At 68.0% G+C, this 16,527-nt stretch carries 16 protein-coding genes; 8 read left to right on the top strand and 8 right to left on the bottom strand.

All coding sequences use genetic code 11. From position 1 onward, the window contains the following. Positions 1 to 131: 131 nt before the first annotated feature. Positions 132 to 1,070 carry a Kdo hydroxylase family protein gene (locus FOF48_RS04555; RefSeq protein ID WP_143898876.1) on the bottom strand — a complete coding sequence of 313 codons (939 nt, stop codon included), beginning with the start codon at positions 1,068 to 1,070 and terminating at the stop codon, positions 132 to 134. 290 nt (positions 1,071 to 1,360) lie between these two features. Here FOF48_RS04555 and FOF48_RS04550 point away from each other — a divergent pair, with 290 nt between their 5' ends. Both FOF48_RS04550 and FOF48_RS04545 read left to right on the top strand, forming a co-directional pair. Then, positions 1,361 to 1,648 carry an autorepressor SdpR family transcription factor gene (locus tag FOF48_RS04550; RefSeq protein WP_143898875.1) on the top strand — a complete coding sequence of 96 codons (288 nt, stop codon included), beginning with the start codon at positions 1,361 to 1,363 and terminating at the stop codon, positions 1,646 to 1,648. Continuing rightward, entirely contained in the window at positions 1,645 to 2,328 is a 684-nt protein-coding gene (locus FOF48_RS04545; protein ID WP_143898874.1) for an SdpI family protein, read from the top strand. The genes FOF48_RS04550 and FOF48_RS04545 overlap by 4 nt, the downstream gene beginning before the upstream one ends. Before the next feature lie 447 nt (positions 2,329 to 2,775). On the opposite strand, the gene FOF48_RS04540 is transcribed toward FOF48_RS04545, so the two are convergent. Beyond that, entirely contained in the window at positions 2,776 to 3,834 is a 1,059-nt protein-coding gene (locus FOF48_RS04540) for a hypothetical protein (RefSeq protein ID WP_143898873.1), read from the bottom strand. A gap of 258 nt (positions 3,835 to 4,092) precedes the next feature. Next, complete coding sequence (locus FOF48_RS04535; RefSeq protein ID WP_186001763.1) at positions 4,093 to 4,953, bottom strand: haloalkane dehalogenase; 861 nt, start codon at positions 4,951 to 4,953, stop codon at positions 4,093 to 4,095. Positions 4,954 to 5,086: 133 nt separating this feature from the next. Here FOF48_RS04535 and FOF48_RS04530 point away from each other — a divergent pair, with 133 nt between their 5' ends. Beyond that, positions 5,087 to 6,016 carry a LysR family transcriptional regulator gene (locus tag FOF48_RS04530; protein ID WP_255441889.1) on the top strand — a complete coding sequence of 310 codons (930 nt, stop codon included), beginning with the start codon at positions 5,087 to 5,089 and terminating at the stop codon, positions 6,014 to 6,016. A gap of 133 nt (positions 6,017 to 6,149) precedes the next feature. Here FOF48_RS04530 and FOF48_RS04525 read toward each other — a convergent pair whose 3' ends face one another. Beyond that, entirely contained in the window at positions 6,150 to 7,421 is a 1,272-nt protein-coding gene (locus FOF48_RS04525; protein WP_235685335.1) for an SBBP repeat-containing protein, read from the bottom strand. A gap of 668 nt (positions 7,422 to 8,089) precedes the next feature. Between FOF48_RS04525 and FOF48_RS04520 the strand changes: the two genes are divergently transcribed. Further along, a complete protein-coding gene (locus FOF48_RS04520; protein ID WP_143898871.1) occupies positions 8,090 to 8,857 on the top strand; it encodes a hypothetical protein in 768 nt (255 codons plus the stop codon). 217 nt (positions 8,858 to 9,074) lie between these two features. Then, a complete protein-coding gene (locus FOF48_RS37490) occupies positions 9,075 to 10,448 on the top strand; it encodes a ferritin-like domain-containing protein (protein ID WP_143898870.1) in 1,374 nt (457 codons plus the stop codon). Positions 10,449 to 10,566: 118 nt separating this feature from the next. Here FOF48_RS37490 and FOF48_RS04510 read toward each other — a convergent pair whose 3' ends face one another. Both FOF48_RS04510 and FOF48_RS04505 read right to left on the bottom strand, forming a co-directional pair. Continuing rightward, entirely contained in the window at positions 10,567 to 11,307 is a 741-nt protein-coding gene (locus FOF48_RS04510) for an ELWxxDGT repeat protein (protein ID WP_255441932.1), read from the bottom strand. 36 nt (positions 11,308 to 11,343) lie between these two features. Beyond that, entirely contained in the window at positions 11,344 to 11,970 is a 627-nt protein-coding gene (locus FOF48_RS04505; protein ID WP_186001762.1) for an ELWxxDGT repeat protein, read from the bottom strand. Positions 11,971 to 12,254: 284 nt separating this feature from the next. Here FOF48_RS04505 and FOF48_RS04500 point away from each other — a divergent pair, with 284 nt between their 5' ends. Beyond that, the gene (locus FOF48_RS04500) at positions 12,255 to 13,610 is read left to right on the top strand and encodes a galactose oxidase-like domain-containing protein (protein WP_143898867.1); all 1,356 of its coding nucleotides are present in this window, start codon (positions 12,255 to 12,257) and stop codon (positions 13,608 to 13,610) included. Positions 13,611 to 13,622: 12 nt separating this feature from the next. Here the strand turns inward: FOF48_RS04500 and FOF48_RS04495 are convergent, their stop codons facing one another. After that, positions 13,623 to 14,408 (bottom strand): helix-turn-helix transcriptional regulator, encoded by a 786-nt coding sequence (locus tag FOF48_RS04495; protein ID WP_186001761.1) that lies wholly within the window; start codon positions 14,406 to 14,408, stop codon positions 13,623 to 13,625. An 89-nt stretch (positions 14,409 to 14,497) separates the two neighbouring features. Here FOF48_RS04495 and FOF48_RS04490 point away from each other — a divergent pair, with 89 nt between their 5' ends. Further along, positions 14,498 to 15,184: a hypothetical protein gene (locus FOF48_RS04490; RefSeq protein ID WP_186001760.1), complete on the top strand. Its 687-nt coding sequence runs from the start codon at positions 14,498 to 14,500 to the stop codon at positions 15,182 to 15,184. A 56-nt stretch (positions 15,185 to 15,240) separates the two neighbouring features. Here FOF48_RS04490 and FOF48_RS04485 read toward each other — a convergent pair whose 3' ends face one another. Beyond that, positions 15,241 to 16,020 (bottom strand): DNA/RNA non-specific endonuclease, encoded by a 780-nt coding sequence (locus tag FOF48_RS04485; protein ID WP_143898866.1) that lies wholly within the window; start codon positions 16,018 to 16,020, stop codon positions 15,241 to 15,243. Between FOF48_RS04485 and FOF48_RS04480 the strand changes: the two genes are divergently transcribed. Beyond that, positions 16,013 to 16,486, top strand: a complete 474-nt coding sequence (locus FOF48_RS04480; RefSeq protein WP_221938211.1) for a DHCW motif cupin fold protein — start codon at positions 16,013 to 16,015, stop codon at positions 16,484 to 16,486. The two genes, FOF48_RS04485 and FOF48_RS04480, sit on opposite strands and share 8 nt — an antisense overlap. Positions 16,487 to 16,527: the final 41 nt, after the last annotated feature.

Raw genomic sequence — 16,527 nt, 5'->3', positions numbered from 1 at the left:
TTCCTTGCGAAGTGCCGCCACGGCCCCGCGAAGCGCGGGGGGATGGCGGACACACCTCAAGGGAACACCGGAGCCGACGAGGACTGTCACCGCCCCAATTCAGCGTCGCGCGGCCACCGGCCCGACAGACATCACGCGGCTTCGCGTCGTGGCGACCGCGCGGGTGCGGATTGCAGCAGGTGATACGGCGCGATCTCCGGGAGACGGCAGCTCGAGAGCCGGATGAGGAAGGTGTCCACGAGCGCGTACTGGCCGGACAGGCACGCGTGGCTCACGGTGTCGGTGAGCACCATCCAGGCGGAGAAGGGAGGGAACCCGAACTCCTCGTAACCCTCTCGTGACGCCTGGAACTCTGGCGTGTCCTTCATGTAGTTGTGGAAGCGCCGCATCACCCGGTCATACGGAGAGGTGTCGACGACCCGCGCCATCCTCAATCCGAGCCGGGATGCCCCTCGCAGCAGGCTCGAGTACATCCGGCCCGCGCCCCCAGGCCGCAACGGCCTCTCGCCCCCATTCGCCGGGGCGACGCCCGCCATGTCGCCATAGCGGAGGTAGAGCGCTTCGAACGTGCCTCGCGTCGCCCACCGCCGCTCCTCGGTGGAGTGCAGGTTGATGAAGAAGCGCAGGATGCGGTCGCCATGGGTCGCGCCGTATGCGCCAGCGTCCACATGGATGAGCTCGTTGCTCGCGTGAGGCTTGAGCTTCCGCCCGCGCTCCTGGAGTGGCCGAAAGCTGGAGGTGCCCACGCTCCAGTCCTTCACGAAGCCCGGCATGGTCGCCGTGAGGAAGTCCGTCACGCGCCGCGAGTGGTCTCTCAGGATTCGATGCGTGCGCGCGGCGAGCTCTCCTCCGGAGGCAAGCCCCACCAGCCGCTGCGCCTCGGGGTAATAGCTCACGTTCTTGCGCTTCAACTGTGAGGGAAGCTCCTCTCGCAGAAACGCCGCATCCTCCGGCGAGGGGAGGAGCACCGGACTCTCGGGAAAGTAGACGATGCGCCCGCGCTCGAGCGCATCCGACAAGGTGGTAGGGCCCGCGCTCTTCAGCCGCGCGGCATCGAAGGTCTCCAACATGGCTCCCCCCAGGGACTTCACATCCAAGACATGAAGTCTGCAGGCGGGCGACGGAACTATCCGCTCGGTGCAGCGTCAAGCCTGACGCCCAGCGAAGTTGTAAGGCACTGGACAGACCACCGGCCGGAAATCGCCACAACGGCAGGAATGGATTGGGGCCCGTCCCGCACCACGTGCGGTCCGCGCTCCCCCTGCCCCTACGGCGAAGGAGGAGGCGTGCTGGCGAGAGCCCCTTGACAAGATTTCCCCGGTCGTTATTTTGAAAGTCGTCAAACAATCGAGGGACGGGGATGCGAACGCAGGAGGTCTTCAAGGCGATTTCGGATCCAACCCGGCGCAGTGTGCTCAAGCTTCTGCAGGGTGGGTCGAAGACCGCGGGTGAGCTCGCGGAGGCGTTCGACATCACGAAGGGGTCGCTATCGCATCACTTCAACGTCCTCAAGGCCGCCGACCTGGTGCGCTGCGAGCGGCGCGGGCAGCAGCTCGTCTACTCCCTCAATACGACCGTGTTTGAAGACGTAGCGGCCATGCTTCTCGACCTCTTCAAGGTCGACAAGCGGAACGGAGAGCAGCCATGAAGATCAGCCGTGCGAACTTGTTGAGCCTGGGGCTCGTCATCGGGTCGTTCGTGATGGCGGCGGTGCTCTACAACCGACTCCCTGAATCGATGCCCACCCACTGGAATGCAAGCGGGGTGGTGGACGGCCACGCGTCGAAGCCCTGGGGCCCCTTCCTCCTGCCATTGGTGATGGCCGGCATGTTCCTGCTCTTGGTGGTCGTCCCCCGGATCTCGCCGCAAGGCTTCCGCGTGGACCGGTTTCAGGGCGTCTACGAGGGCATCCAGGCGGCGATTCTCGCGTTCATGCTCCTGGTGACGGCCCTGGTCATGCTCGCAGGCATCGGAGTCCCCGTGCCCATGGACCGCGTGCTCGTCTGCGCCACGGGGCTGCTCTTCGTGGTCTTGGGCAACTTCATGGGGAAGTTCACCAAGAACTTCTTCTGTGGCATTCGGACGCCCTGGACGCTCGCGAGTGACGAAGTCTGGCTCCGCACGCACCGCCTGGGCGGAAGGCTCTTTGTCCTCGCCGGGGGTGTCAGCTTCGTTTCGGGGCTTCTTGGCGGCGGCCCGATTCCCCTCCTCGTGGCCATCGCGGTGGCGGTCGGAGTCCCTGTGCTCTACTCGTACATTCTCTATCGCCGCATCGAGGGGTTCAAAGACGGGTCGACGCACGGCGGAGGCTCGCGACGCTCCGCGTGACAGGTGGACCGCGAGAGTTCCGCGGCGGGGCGGCGCCTTGGATTGGAGACACACTGGGAGTACCCTCCCAAATGCCTCTCAACCCCAGGAGCCCCAGATGCTGCGGAATCTTGTTTCCGGAGTCGCCCTGAGTTTCGCCCTCGTGGTGGGAATGGTTGTCCCCTCTTCCTCGCAGCCCGCCCCAAGCGCGGTCGTGAATGAAGAGCCCGTGCTCGTATCGACCGCCCCCCGCGGCGCGGTTCCTGACGAGTCCGCGCGACTGCTCGGCTGCTGCACGGGGGATGGCTTGTTCTGCACCGGCACGGCGCAATGTCAGGCCCGCGGGGCTGGCGTCTGCGGCGCGCCCTGTAATTAGGGGCCCGGCGGCCTCGCCCGGGGGGCCTGACGGGGCCCCTCCAGGCCAAGCGCTTCCACCCGGCGGATGGCGTTGAGGATCGCCTCCTGTCTTTAGAACAGGTTGGCGATGTCCTTCACCGGCTGGGGAGCGGCCTCGGTGCTCCCCAGCGCGCCCATGACGCCTCCAAAAATCATGGAGGCCGGATTGGCGCGGCCCTTCGTGATGGACCCGACGACACCCTCCGCGGCGCCCTTCAAGGTGTTGAGGTAACCGGTCGCGGCACCCTTGAGGACTCCCCCGAAGCCCCCCTCCGAGTTGCCGACCCCCGTCAGGACGTTGCTGACCACCGGCAAGAACCACAGGTGCTTGCCCGCCTCGCCCGCGAACCACTGGAAGTTGTCCTTGTTGCTCCCGTCCGCCTTGACGTGGGTGTCATTCGTGGTCGGCAGCTGGTGTTCGCCCAGGAAGGAGTACCCCTTCTCGGCGAAGTCCTTGACCATGCCGGCCTCCGTGCCGTGCCGCGCATCGCCATCCTTGGTGATGCCCTCGATGTTGCCGTCTCCCTGGGCGTTCTGGACCTTGTTCGACCGGTCCCCGCCATTGGAGGCCTTGGCGCTGTCGATGAACTCCAGCACCTTGGCCAGCCGGTAGACGCCGTCGGGGTTCTGCTTCGAGTCCTTCAGGTCGAGCTTGGGATCGACTCCCGTCTGCTTGCACAGCTGCTCGAACTTGATGTCCTTCTGGCGGCCCAGGTTCTTCAGCACGGGGGTGTCGTCGACGATCTGCGCCGCGGACCGGTTGTCCCCGGCCGGCCGCTTGTCGTTGGCGCTGGGGACGCCAGAGCCGGAGGCCTGCGGAGCCGGAGCCACCTCCTGGAGCTGCTGGGGGAGCCCCCGGGGGGCGTAGGTGAGCGCCTCGCTCGTCGCGCCCAGCGCCCCCTCCAGCCTGGACGCGGTGTTGGGCTGCCTCCTGTTGATGACAGCGGGCTCGAACGAGTCCACCTGCGTGAAACCGCGTGCGGGCGTGCGCGGGGCGCCTTGGAGGGTTCGGGCTCCCGTGTCCTGAACAGGCCCCGCCGAGAGCAGCTGCTTCGGGTTGACGGAAGAAGACTGAGCAGCGCCCTGACGCATCGAGGAGAGGGGGAGGGCCGTGGCCTTGACGTTGATCATCGGTATCACCTGGTTCTTGGCAGCGACGGAGGACCGCCGCGGCGAGTTCACACCGCCTATGCGCTGCTTCACTGCAGCGCGCATGCCACCCACAAGGCCCCCGTAACCCGTGGATTTCTCAGGGATGGGATGACTCCGGGGCCCGCACATCAGGTGCCCCGGCGGTGACAGCAGTCACCAGGAGGATGGCGCCAGTCACCACGGGCAGGAGCACCCGCCCATCCAAGCTTCGAGCGCGGCCTCGTGCGCAGGCGGCGTTCACAGCGCGTGGCGCTCGAGCCAGCCGCGGATGGCCTGCGCGATCTCCTCGGGCGCATCCTCGGGCGCATGGTGTCCCGCGCGGGCGAGCGGGACGATTTCGAGCGCGGGGAGCGTGCTTCGTGCCCACTCGACAATGCCCGGCGCGCTGAGACCGGTGTCCCCGAACGTCAACAGGAGCGCTGGCTTCGCGGGGGTGCGCGCGAGCCACGCGTCGTAGGCTTCGATCACCGCGCTGACGTCAGCGGGCTCGCCGTCGATGGGGATCTCCCGAGGCCACTGGAGGAGCGGCCGGCGGGAGGCCGGATCAGGATAGGGCGCGTAATAGGTGGCGCGGTCGTCCTCCGACAGGCCGCTCAGGACTCCGTTCGCGAGCGACCTCGCCAGGAACTCGTTCTGTTCGAGCACCCGCTGTTCGCCGACCCCTGGCGTGCGGAAGGCGCGGAACAGCTGCTCCCCCTGCGGAGGCCAGTCGCTCCAGCGCATGGGCCGGAGGAACGTCTCGAACACGACCACGCCGCGCACGCGCTCCGGGTGCCTCCGCGCCCAGTCGAGGGCGAGGACACCGCCCCAGTCGTAGCCAACGAGCACGACCTCGCGCAGGTCGAGCGCCGCGAACCACGCATCCAGGTAGCGCGCGTGATCCGCGAAGCGATAGGGGATGTCGGGCTTGCCCGAAGCCCCCATGCCAATGAGGTCGGGCGCGAGGCACCGCCCGAGGTCGGCGAGCCGTGGAGTCACGTTGCGCCACACGTGCGAGGACGTGGGGTTGCCGTGCAGGAACACGATGGGCGAGCCGGTCCCGGCGTCGCGGTAGGCAATGAACGAGTCGAGGACCTGGATGCTGGACGTCGAGGGCATGGCAGTGCTCCGAGGAGGAATGGGGGTGGGGGCGTGGCACGCGAGGAGCGCGCCCGCGACAAGACCGCCGAACAACCTGTGCATGCCCGCATCATGGGTTCGTCGAATCATCCGCGTGAGTGATGATTCGTGAGTGATAACCTCACGAACCGTGAGCAATCCCATCGCCTCCCTGGACCTCAATCTCCTCCTGGTGCTCCACACCGTGCTCGCCGAGCGCGGCGTGGCGAGCGCGGCCCGCCGGCTCCATGTCACTCCGTCCGCGATCAGCAACGGCCTCGCGCGCCTCCGCTCCGTGCTGGGCGACCCGCTCGTGACGCGCAAGGGCCGTGGCATCGTCCCCACGCCGCGTGCCCTCGCGCTCGCGCCCGCCCTCGCGCGGGGCCTGCGGGAGCTGGAGCTCGCGATTCACGAGCTCCCGTTCGATCCGACCGGATGCACGCGCGCCTTCACCCTGGCCGTCGCCGACGCCGGGCAGCTCACCTGGGTGCCTCGCATCGTTGCGCGGATGACCCAGGAGATGCCCAAGGCAAGCCTCGGCGTGGTGGGCATCGACTCGCTCGTCTCACTCGGCGACCTGGCCTCGTCCCAGGTGGATCTGCACATCGGCATGGCCGGAAGAGGCACGGGGCTGCACATCGAGCCGTTGCTGGAGGAGCGCATGGTCCTCGTCGCGCGGAGCGGCCACCCCGCGCTGGGTGCTCGCCTGTCCTCGCGTGCGCTCGGCGCGCTCCGGCACGTCGGCGTGGAGATGGTGCCGGGAAGGGCCTTTCGGGATCGCGTCGGTGCCGCGTACGCGCGCGCGGGCATCCACCGTGAGGTCGCGGTGACCGTGCCCTCGTTCACGGCCGCCGCGGCTGTCGTGGCCGCGACGGATTTCGTCGCGACGCTGCCGGAGTCACTCGTCGCGGCGCAGGGCACGCGCTTGGGGGTGCGCCCCCTCGACGCTCCGCTCCCCGCGCACACCGTCAAGCTCGCGCTGTGCTGGCATGAGCGCACCCATGTCGACCCCGCGGCGCGGCACCTGCGCGGACTTGTCCGGCGAGCGGTGCTGGGGACCTGACGGGAACGGAAGGTGGGGTGCGCCACTGGATGCCGTGGCGGCTCCCCCGACGACGCTCGACGAGACACTCCCGTGCGACGTGAATCCGGCCGACGCATGGAAGCCAGGGCCGGATTCGTCGGAACGGGATGCGTTAGAAGCGGATGAGGAACGAATCGTAGCCGCCGGCGTTGGCGGTGCTCCCCAGCCCGCCGTAGGTGTAGCCCGTCACATAGGCATTGCCCGCGGCGTCCACGGCCACGCCTCGGGTGACCTCGAGCGAGGGCGTCCCCACCGTGCGAGTCTGGAGCAGGGAGCCCAGGGCGTTGTAGCGCGCCAGGAACACGTCATCCCAGCCCGCGTGGGGGTTGCCGTTCAGCGAGGCTCCCGCCCGGCCCGCGAGGTTGATGGTGCCGTCGGCGGCGACGGTGACGGCGTGCGCGTAGTCGGCCCCGGTGCCTCCGAGCAGGCGGCTCCACTGGCGGTTGCCGGCGCTGTCGTAGCGAGCAAGGAGCGCGTCGAAGAGGCCATTGTTGACGTTCCCGTCGAGCTCGCCAAACGTGTAGCCGGCCAGGTAGACGTCGCCGTTCGGGCTCACGGCCACGCTGGTGCCGTGGTCATTGCCAGACACGTCCAGCTGCCGCGCCCACTGCTGAGCGCCCAGGATGTTGAACTTCATCAGGAAGATGTCGGTGCCCACGGGCGTGGTGGTGCCGTCGACGCTGCCCGTCGTCTCTCCCACCACGTACACGTCATGCGTCGGCGTCACGGCGATGCCCGTCGCCACGTCGCCGTTGGGCGAGCCGTACTGCTGGAGCCAGTACGGGTTGCCGTCGGTGTCGTAGAGGCCCACCATGACGTCATAGTTGTTGGGGTTGCCGCCGTTGGCGAAGCTGCCGCCGGTGTAGCCCGCGATGTAGAGCGTGTCGTTCTCGCCCACGGCGACGCCGGTGGCGAAGTCGTCCATCTGCGTGCCCCGCTGGCGCAGCCAGAGCCGATTGCCTTGGGCGTCGTACTTGGTGATGAAGAAGTCCAGGCCGCCAGCATTCACGTAGTAGTCGAAGCCGCCGAAGGTGTGGCCCACCACGTACACGTTGCCCGCCGCGTCGGTGGCCACCGCCGTGGCGCGGTCCGTCGCCGGCGTGCCGAGCTGGTGAATCCAGAGCTGCGTGCCGCTGGTGTCGTACTTCGCCACGAAGATGTCCTGCCCACCGGCGAGCGGCTCTGGGCCAAGCTGATTCGCGGTGTGACCGACGACATAGACGCTGTCTCCCGAGACGGCCACGGCTTGAGCCATGTCCTCATAGGTCGAGCCGAACTGGCGGACCCACGTCGGCGGAGAGGCCTGCGCCAGGGCCAACGACGGCGCACCCACCGCGCACACGACACTCGCCAGTCCAAACATGCTCCACAGGGATTGCTTCATCGCGAACTCCTTTTCGAGGGGGGAATGCCTGCATCGTGGGACCGGAGCGGGCGACTGTCGTCCACTCACGCGTTGAGACGCGTCACCACGGTCCACATGCAAGTCCATGGGACGCCATGCGCGTAAGTGGGTAGCGAAAGACACGCGTGAAACGAAGTGACCCGGCCATGAGGCACCATGGACCCCGGTCAAATGTGACGCAGGTGCAACTGCGTCAAAGATACGAATGAAGCCGTATCACACGGGGACATTCCCGGTGGGCGGCCGACACGCGAGTGATGCGGAGACGCGCGAAGATGAGCCATATCGAGACGATTCCCTGCTTTTGAGCATCTGGATGAGAAATGCCTCGCGGGTGGGGCGCGGCTGGAAGCCGGAGCCGCCGCTCTTGTCCCCCTTCCACCAGGAGGACGGCAGCGAGTGCGTCACGCTCGATGGGCAGTGGACGGCGCCATGGGTGTTGCTGGCCTTGGGGGGGCGCCTCCATGGCGTACGTCGTGCTCGGAGGACTCACGGGGGGCTTCAACTCACCGCGCAAGGTGGACGAGGCCGCGCTGGGAGAGCAGCGCTCCGCCTGACTCAGGTGGGCAAGTGGGGCTGATGAGGGCGCCGACCTGCTCGAGCCGGCTCCTTGCACGGGGAGGCTCGGCCGTGTAGCTGGGAGTGCGATGCCCATCGATACCGAGAGTCTCCTCCGCCGACTGAGCAACCTCGACACACTCGCACGCGCAGGCTCGGCGATCGCTGGCTTCCCGTGGGAGTCGATCGCTCCGTTCGCCAACCTCTGGTCGCAATCCTGGCCCGGCGAAGTAGCCGAGGCGCTTGGCGATGTAGACGAACTCGCTGTCGCGCTCGAGGAGGATTGTCCTGCGGGTGGGCCTCAGTGGATCGCGCTCGCGCTGCGCGACGGGTCGACGGTGCCGCGGGCGCCGGACGACGAGACGAACGATGTGGTCCTCTGGCAGGGAAGCGCTGTTGTCAGCGAAGGTCTGGATGCGGCTCCGCTCTTGATTGTCGGTGGATCGCTCACGGTCGATGGCTGGCTTCGCGTGAACGACGGCAGCACGGTCGTCGTGGCCGGTGGGCTCAAGGCGCATGGGGTTCGCTGCATTGGAAATCTCGTCGTCCTCGGCGATATCGAAGCAGACTTCGTGCGGGCGGAGGGCAATGGCGGCATCCTCTTCGCGCGCCAGGTCTCGTGCCGCCTCTACGACAACCCACACCTGGCCGTGCATTCGCGCGTCGTCGCCGAAAGCGCGGTCTACGAACGAGGCAGCGAGAAGACGCGGCCCTCGGGCGTGCAGGGGGTCTCGCCGGAGTCGCTCTTGGCGGAGGGACTCGTTCAGAAAGAGCCCGGGAGCGATCGCGCCATCCTTGACTATGAGGAGATCGAGCGGCGTGGCGCGACAAGGCAGCCGGTGTTTCGCGGCGCCTGAGTGAAGGCCCCTGGTTCGCGCGCGGCGGCGTGGAGGGCCTCGGCCTGGGAGACGGCACGCTCCACGGCCTCCCTGGCTCCTGGAGCCACCCCGAGGCCAGCGGCCCACGCGCACTGAACGCCAGGGAGGCGTCGCGCCGACCTCGTGTCCCACGACTCCGGGGTCGAGTGTCGAAGGAGGGCGGGTATCGGGCCCGTCATCTTTCTCCGAGGAATTCATGAACAGGGTCCGGCTGCGCCGCCTCTTCTCCCACGCACTGCGGACAACGCTGGCCACGCCGCTGCTGCTCGCGGGCTGCCAGGGGGCTCCGGACGAGGGGGCGCCGGCGCCGGATCCGGGCCCCGTCGACCTGAGCCAGTACTCGGAAGTCGAGTGCGCGAACGGAGCGCCCGTCATCGCGGGGCTGACGATCGAGCCGGCGCCCGACGTGATCCAGATCCGCACCCTCCTCGAGATGGGCATGCCCCCCGGCTCCGGAATCCAGCGCCGCAGCTCCGAGGGGGTGGAGTGCGCGACGGCCACCGACCTCCAGGCGTGCCGGGATCAGCTCGATTCGCTGACGGTGTTCCGCGGCTTCCCGGGGATCTGCGGCAACTTCATGGGCGGATGCGATCAGGACTTCATGGTCACGACCCGAGGCAACGAGGTGTCGGCGTACACGACCGCCCAAGCCGTGGCGACGTTGCTGGGCCACATCGACAACCCCCGGGAGGCCGCCATCCTGGCGTACGCCTCGGGGTACGCCCTCTGCGGCCATCCCGCGCTCGAACCCGGCAAGGTGAGGGCCTTGCCCGATGGCACCTTCAGCATCATCAGCACCCATGCGTCCGACTGCGACACGAAGGTGGGGCCGACGCGGTACGAGCTGAGCATCACCGCGTCCGGAGCGCTCACCGAGACGCGGCGGGTGGCGGTGACCGGCCCGCCCCCCGAATGCGTCGCGATCGGCCGGAGGTCCGTGGGGCTCCAGGCCGCGGACGCGGGAGCCTGCGAGGACGCCCGGGGCCACTACTTCGCGGACGCCGCCCGGCTGGAGGCCGTGTCCATCCACGCCTTCCTCCGGCTGCGTGAAGAGCTGGCCCTGCATGGCGCCAGTCAGGCGCTCCAGGACGCGGCGCTCACCAGCGCGCTGGATGAGGTCCGGCACGCGGAGGTCACCACCCGGCTTGCCCTGCGCTACGGAACCACCCCACCGCCGCCCTCCGTGGCCCCCCTGCCCTTGCGGCCCCTGCATGAGGTGCTGCTGGACAACACCGTGGAGGGCTGCGTGCGGGAAACCTATGGCGCGCTCCTGGCGCACCACCAGGCCCTGCACGCGCGCGACCCGGAGGTCCGCGAGGCCATGGTGCGCATCGCCGAGGATGAGACCCGGCACGCCGCCCTGTCCTGGGACATCGACGCCTGGGCCGAGTCCCGGTTGTCCCCCGGGGAGCGCAGCGCGCTTCAGGAGGCCCGGAGGCAGGCCGTCGCGGTGCTGCGGTCGGAAGTGGCCGTGCCGTTCGACGCGGAGCTGAGGGTCGACGCGGGCCTCCCCTCGCCCGAGGTCGCGGCGGCGCTCCTGGACTCGCTCGAGCAAGGACTCTGGGCCTGAAGAGGCCGCCGCGCAGGCCTTCCCGGGGGCAGCGCGCCCTGGCGAAGCACGGAGCGAGGGCGCGTGGCCCTGGCTCCGTCGCGGCGCGTCCCCTCGGAAGGCTCACGGGTTCATGGGCTCAGGGAGGGCACGTCCCGTCAGGCCGGTAGGTGATCGAGAACAGCCGGCGGACACCCCCTGCGTCCTCCCCCGTGATGAACACGTATCCGCCGGAGCGGACGAAGCCCCTGGGGTTGGAGGACAGGGGGCCCCGGGCGAGTTCCGTGAGGGCCACCGTTCCGAGCCGGTCCCCATTGCTCACCCAGGGCTCCGCGCCCCGTCCTTGGACCTCGGCGCTGAAGAAGAACTGGTCCTCGACGACGGTCAGCGTCCGGGGGGACGAGCTTCCCGCGCCGACCTCCAGGTCCGCGAATCGATGGGTCCCCGCCGCCGTCCCGTCACTCACCCAGAGCTCCACGCCATTCGTTCCTTCCGTGGCGGAGAAGAAGAGCCGATTGCCCAGCACGGCGAAGTTGTCGGGGGATGAGCCCAGGGGGCCCGGGCGCAGGTCCTCCAGGAGCCTGGTGCCCGCCACCGTTCCGTCGCTGATCCACAGCTCCCTGTCACTGCTCCCCTTCTCGGGGGTGGCGCTGAAGAGCAGCCTCCCGCCCAGCGCGGCGAGTGCCCTGATGTCTCCGAAATGTCCCAGCGTCACGGGGGTGGCGCCGGAGTCCGTCATCATCAAGGACACGTCGCCTCCATGGGACATGCCCACGACGAAGAACAGCTTGCGGCCCACGGGCGTCAGGGGCCTCAGGAAGCCCGGGTCGGTCGTCGTCCGGAAGATCTCGGCCGCGTCGGAGATGCCGTCCGTGCGCATCAAGAGCGTGAAGGTGCCTCGAACATCGATGAGGAACTAGAGCCCGCCGTCGCCGCCCGCGGCGAACTGGTTGGGGGAGGAGTCCTCGACGCCCTCGGTCAGCTCCTGAACCAGGATGGTGCCCGCGGCCGTGCCATCGCTGCGCCACAGCTCCCGACCGTGCGCCACGTCTCCCGCCGAGAAATAGACCATGCCCTTGAACGCGAACAGCGAGTTGGGAAACGAGCCGAGCGGGCCGGGCCAGATGTCTTTCACCAGTTGAGTGCCGGCGGGCGTGCCATCCGTCACGAACAGCTCATTGCCCACAGCGGGGTCATCCGCCGTGAAGAACACGCGATCTCCCACCCGCGTGAACTGCGTCGGGTTCGAGCCTGTCGGCCCGGGAAAGAGCTCCTTCAGCAGCCGCGTCCCCGCTCCGGGGCTTCCGTTGCTCACCCATGGCTCCCGTCCCAGCACGCCATCATCCGAGCTGAACACCAGCCCCGCCGGGCTGCGCGCCATGTCCGGGACGCGCGGCTGGACCTCGACCGGAGTGACCCCCAACGAGACAGCGGTCCTCGTACAGATTGCCCAGGGATTCACGACTTGAGGCGTGGGCGTCCCCGCCGGGTCCTGCGTCGCCGCATCCGAGGCCCCTCTCACGAGCAACTGCGCCAGCAACATCAGGAAACAGCAGCCGTATCTCATTGGGACTTCTCCTCCATCCGCGCGAAGCGGCCGCGGGGGCGAAGACGAAGCCACTTCGCGTCCAGAGACAACGCCCCTCCGGTAGGAGCGACCCGTCGCGCAGCCGTCAGCCGCTCCGACGCGGGAACAGATCAACACCCGTGCCTTCGCGCTTACGTTCCGGCCCCTCGCTTGTCAGGCGGCCTCTTGGAGATGCCATGAAATAGAACCACGACGTTCTCTCGCCGGGCGTGGTCGTCGCCGGGCTTCTCGGATTCGTCGTGCTGGCATCTCCTGCTCACGCCCAGTCCGCCGCGCAGGTCGGGCAGTGGTCGAGCGTGATGACCTGGCCCATGTCGGCCACGCACACCAGCCTGCTCCCCGATGGCAAGGTGATCTTCATCGGCGAGTACGAGCAGGGGCTCCTGCCGCCCGGGCGCTGGGACCCCACCACCCAGACGCTCTCCCAGTTTCCCGCGCCGGGCTACAACGTCTTCTGCTCCGGACAAACGTTCCTGTCGAACGGAAAGCTGCTCTACAGCGGCGGACATATCGCGACGGACGAGGGGCTCCCCCATGCGAGCCTCTTCGATTTCAACACCAGCACCTGGACCCGCGTGCCGGACATGAACGCCGGTCGCTGGTATCCCACCAACACCACGCTCAACAACGGTGACGTGTTGACCTCCTCCGGTGAGATAGACGGCCCCGGAGACATCAACCAAATCCCCCAGCGATTCATCGCGGCCACCAGCGCCTGGCGGACCCTGATCGGGGCGCAGCAGGACATTCCCTTCTACCCCAAGATGTTCCTCGCCCCGGATGGCCGGATCTTCTACGCCGGGCAGCTGCGCAACTCGCTCTGGTTGGACCCGACCGGCTCGGGCGCCTGGAGCATGGGCCCCCTGAGCAACTACGGCAGCCGCAGCTATGGGCCCGCCGTGTACCTGGACGGCAAGATCCTCCTCATCGGCGGGAGCCAGCCGCCCACCGCCACCGTCGAGGAGATCGACCTCACCACGGCGTCACCGGCCTGGCGCTACCTGGCGCCGATGAGCATCGCCCGACGCCAGCACAACGCGGTCATCCTCCCGGACGGCACCGTGCTGGTCGTTGGAGGCAGCAGCGGTCCCGGCTTCAATTCGTCCGACTTCCCCGTCCTCTACGCAGAGCTCTACAACCCGGTCACGAACACCTGGACCTCGCTCTCGAGTGGGGCCCGCTACCGTGGCTACCACTCCACCGCCCTGCTCCTGCCGGATGGGCGGGTGCTGTCGGCGGGTGGCTATGAGGATACGACCGCCGAGGTCTACTCCCCACCCTACCTCTTCAAGGGTCCGCGGCCGGTCGTCACGGCGGCGCCCACCACCTCCTTGCCCGCGGCGACCTTCACCATCACCACGCCCGATGCGGCGAACATCACCCGGGTGTCGCTCATCGCGCTGAGCTCGGTGACGCACACGTTCGACCAGAACCAGCGGCTGCTCACCTTGAACTTCACACGCGGTGCCGGGAGCCTGACGGTGACCGCTCCGGCCAATCGCAACATCGCGCCACCCGGGTACTACCAGCTCTTCATCGTGAACGCCGCCGGGGTGCCCTCGCTCGGGCGGCGGCTGCGCATCCCTCCTCCGTGAGGAAGGACACGTTCACGGACTCACATCCTGCATCAGCAAGCGGGGCGGCTGAGGCAGGGCACGGGCTCGCGCCAGCAGCTCCGCGCGGCTGCGCGCCTTCAACCGCCGGTGCAGGGCCTTGCTGTAGTCGTGCACCGTCCGCGGGCTGATGCCCAGCCGATCCGCCACCTCCTTCTCGCCGCAGCCCGCTTGAAAGAGGGTCAGGGTCTGATGGAGCCGGCGCGGGAGCCGCACCGCACTCGCCTCCCGCCACAGCGCGCCCAGCTCGCCGTGAAGATGGTGGACCAGCAGACGCTCCCGCTCGCTGAAGGGAGCGTCGGACTGCGTCTTGAAGAGAAACACGAAATGCATCGCCCGATGTTCGGGAACGTGGAGGGCCGACAGGAGATAGTGGTTGAGCCGTGCGGGCCGGTAGTGGTCGTTGAAGATGACCGACCTGTACCAGCTTCGATCACTCGCGAGTTCGTGCCTGCGGTGCGTGAACGACCCCACGCCCAGCCGCATGATGCGCGCGTCGGAGGGGTCCAACTCCGGCTCCTGGCGCTCACAGACCTGCATCCAGGCGCGGCGGTCGGACCCGGTCCCCCAGCCCACATCCACGCCGCCCACGTGGCGTGACGGGTCCAGGAGTCCCCCTTCCGGAGTCTCCGCGGCGAGGCCGACCTGGGCCCCCACGAGGGCGTTCAAGCCGGTGAGCAGGTGGCGCCGCCACGCCAGCGTGTCGTGGCTCAACTGCTTCAGCTCATCCAGCAAACGAAAGACGCCGCGAGCGTCTTGCCACGTGACGAGGTCCGACATGCCCGCGGACTCTATCCCCTGTTCAGGGGAATGGTCATCCCAGGGGCAAAACCTATCCTCGGCGGCCTCATGTCACGGAGGCACGCACGATGAAATGCATTCTCGGAAGTCTGGTCTGCGCGGCGGCTGTGTTCGGGGGTTGTGGCGCGGAAGAGCCCCGCGCCCAGGTGCTCTCGGCGCAGGATTCCATCGAGGGTCGCGGCATCACGGAGTGGACCGAGTCGTGGTTTCACTGGAACTTCGCGGTGCCGGCCAGCCAGAACCCCGCGCTCGTGCTGGAGGCGGACTGCGGCGTCGGCCAGAGCGAGCCCGTCTTCTTCGTCCCGCTCTACGACGGCGCCAAACGCTATCAGCGAACCTGCCATGTTCCGGCGGGCCGGCCCGTGCTCGTCCCGCTGTGGGCCGTCATCAACGACTATCCCTGTCCCGACTCCAGCTTCGAACCCGCTCCTGGGCAGTCGCTGGAAGACTTCCTCGCGCAGGGAGCCATCGCTTACAACGCCCTGGTTCGGGAACTCGCGGTGACGCTGGATGGTGAAGCCATCGACCCCACCGCGCACCGGCACACCACGGGCCTGTTCAACTTCACCGCGGATCCGAGCCTGGTCGGCAAGCTCCCCGATGCTTGTCTCCAGGGGACGTCCCAACCAGGAGTCAGCGACGGGTGGTGGCTGATGCTCTCCCTGCCCCCCGGTGACCATGTGGTCCACGTCACCGGCGTGGACCCCAGCAACGACGCCATCGAATACACGTATCGCCTCGCGGTCAGCCCATAGCGTCCAAAGCCGGGTCCCTCCTTCGGCGGGGAGGGAGCCCGGCGCGGCCCGACGCGTCAGTTACAGCCCTGGCTCGCCAGCCAGTTCACGCCCTTGGTCCGCTCGCTGGTGCCGTTCGAGCCGCCGCTGTCCGTGTTCGAGAAGGACATGGACACGGTGGCGCCCGAGGACTGGTTCCGGAGCTCCATCGTCATGTTGTTGGGGACGAGCGCGGTGGAGTTCGGGTAGTTCGCACCGATGGTGTAGCGCAGCCGGTTGCTCGGCAGGCTCCCGCACTTGGCCATCTTGTTCTCCAACTGCAGCCAGTTGCCACGGTTGAAGTTGGCATCCTGAGGCACCAGGTTCGCCCGCCCGCCCCAGCCCCCGAGCTGCGAGCCGATGAGGTGTCCCCCGTCATAATCGTTGCTGGGGTCTTCCGCGTCGCCCCACTGCCCCACGTTCGTCTGACAGGAGTCGACGCGCGGCGCGGCGACAATCGGTGGCAGGTTCTTGTAGGCCCGGTTCGGCCGGCCCGCGCTGTCGATGAAGTAGTACTCGCCGTCGAAGTTGTGCCAGATGTTCCGGTCACCCGCCGGGAAGTACTTCGGACAGTCGCTGATCACCGCCTGGGTGACGCCTCCATGGAGGGTGTATCCAACGCCGTACGGCTTCATCGCCTCCCGGATCTCCTGCTCCGTGTGGCTGTCGAAGAACTCCATGAGACCGCTCGGGCCGCCGAAGTCCTGCTCGAGCTGACTCGCGACGCCTTCGCCGCCCAGGTCCGTCTCCGACGCTCCGCAACCGCCGAGCAACAGGGCGAACACCGCCGCGATGGGAAGCTTGTTCACGATGCGCATTCTCTGGGTTCCTTCCTCAGCCGGTTTTCACTACTTTCGCGGCCTCGATTATCGAGAAAGCAAGAAGCGCTTTGCAACAATTCCAAGAAATGAGGAGGCTGGGGCGCGCGTCCCTCTCCGTTGGAAGGAGCCCCTTCTGAAAATCGCGAACATTCCCTTCTGCACCACGGACTGGAACACCCTCCAGCCCACCGAGCATCCGGGGGTCTCGGGCAAGGCGCTCTGGCGGACGATCCAGGCAGGAGACATCCGGGTCCGGCTCGTTGAGTACACCCCCGGATACGTGGCGGACCACTGGTGCCGCCGCGGACATGTCCTGCTCGTGCTGGAGGGGACGCTGCTCACGGAGCTGCAGGATGGCCGGCGCTTCGAGCTCGGGCCGATGATGAGCTACCAGGTCAGCGATGACGACGGAGCGCACCGCTCGTCGACAAAGACAGGGGCCAGGCTCTTCATCGTGGACTGAGGCAGGTCCGCGAGCCGGAGGCGATGAGAACCATCGCCACG

It is taken from the genome of Corallococcus sp. Z5C101001, from assembly GCF_007352635.1.
In the GTDB taxonomy this organism is placed as follows: Bacteria; Myxococcota; Myxococcia; order Myxococcales; family Myxococcaceae; genus Corallococcus; species Corallococcus silvisoli.
This window is presented reverse-complemented; position numbering and strand designations above follow the sequence as displayed.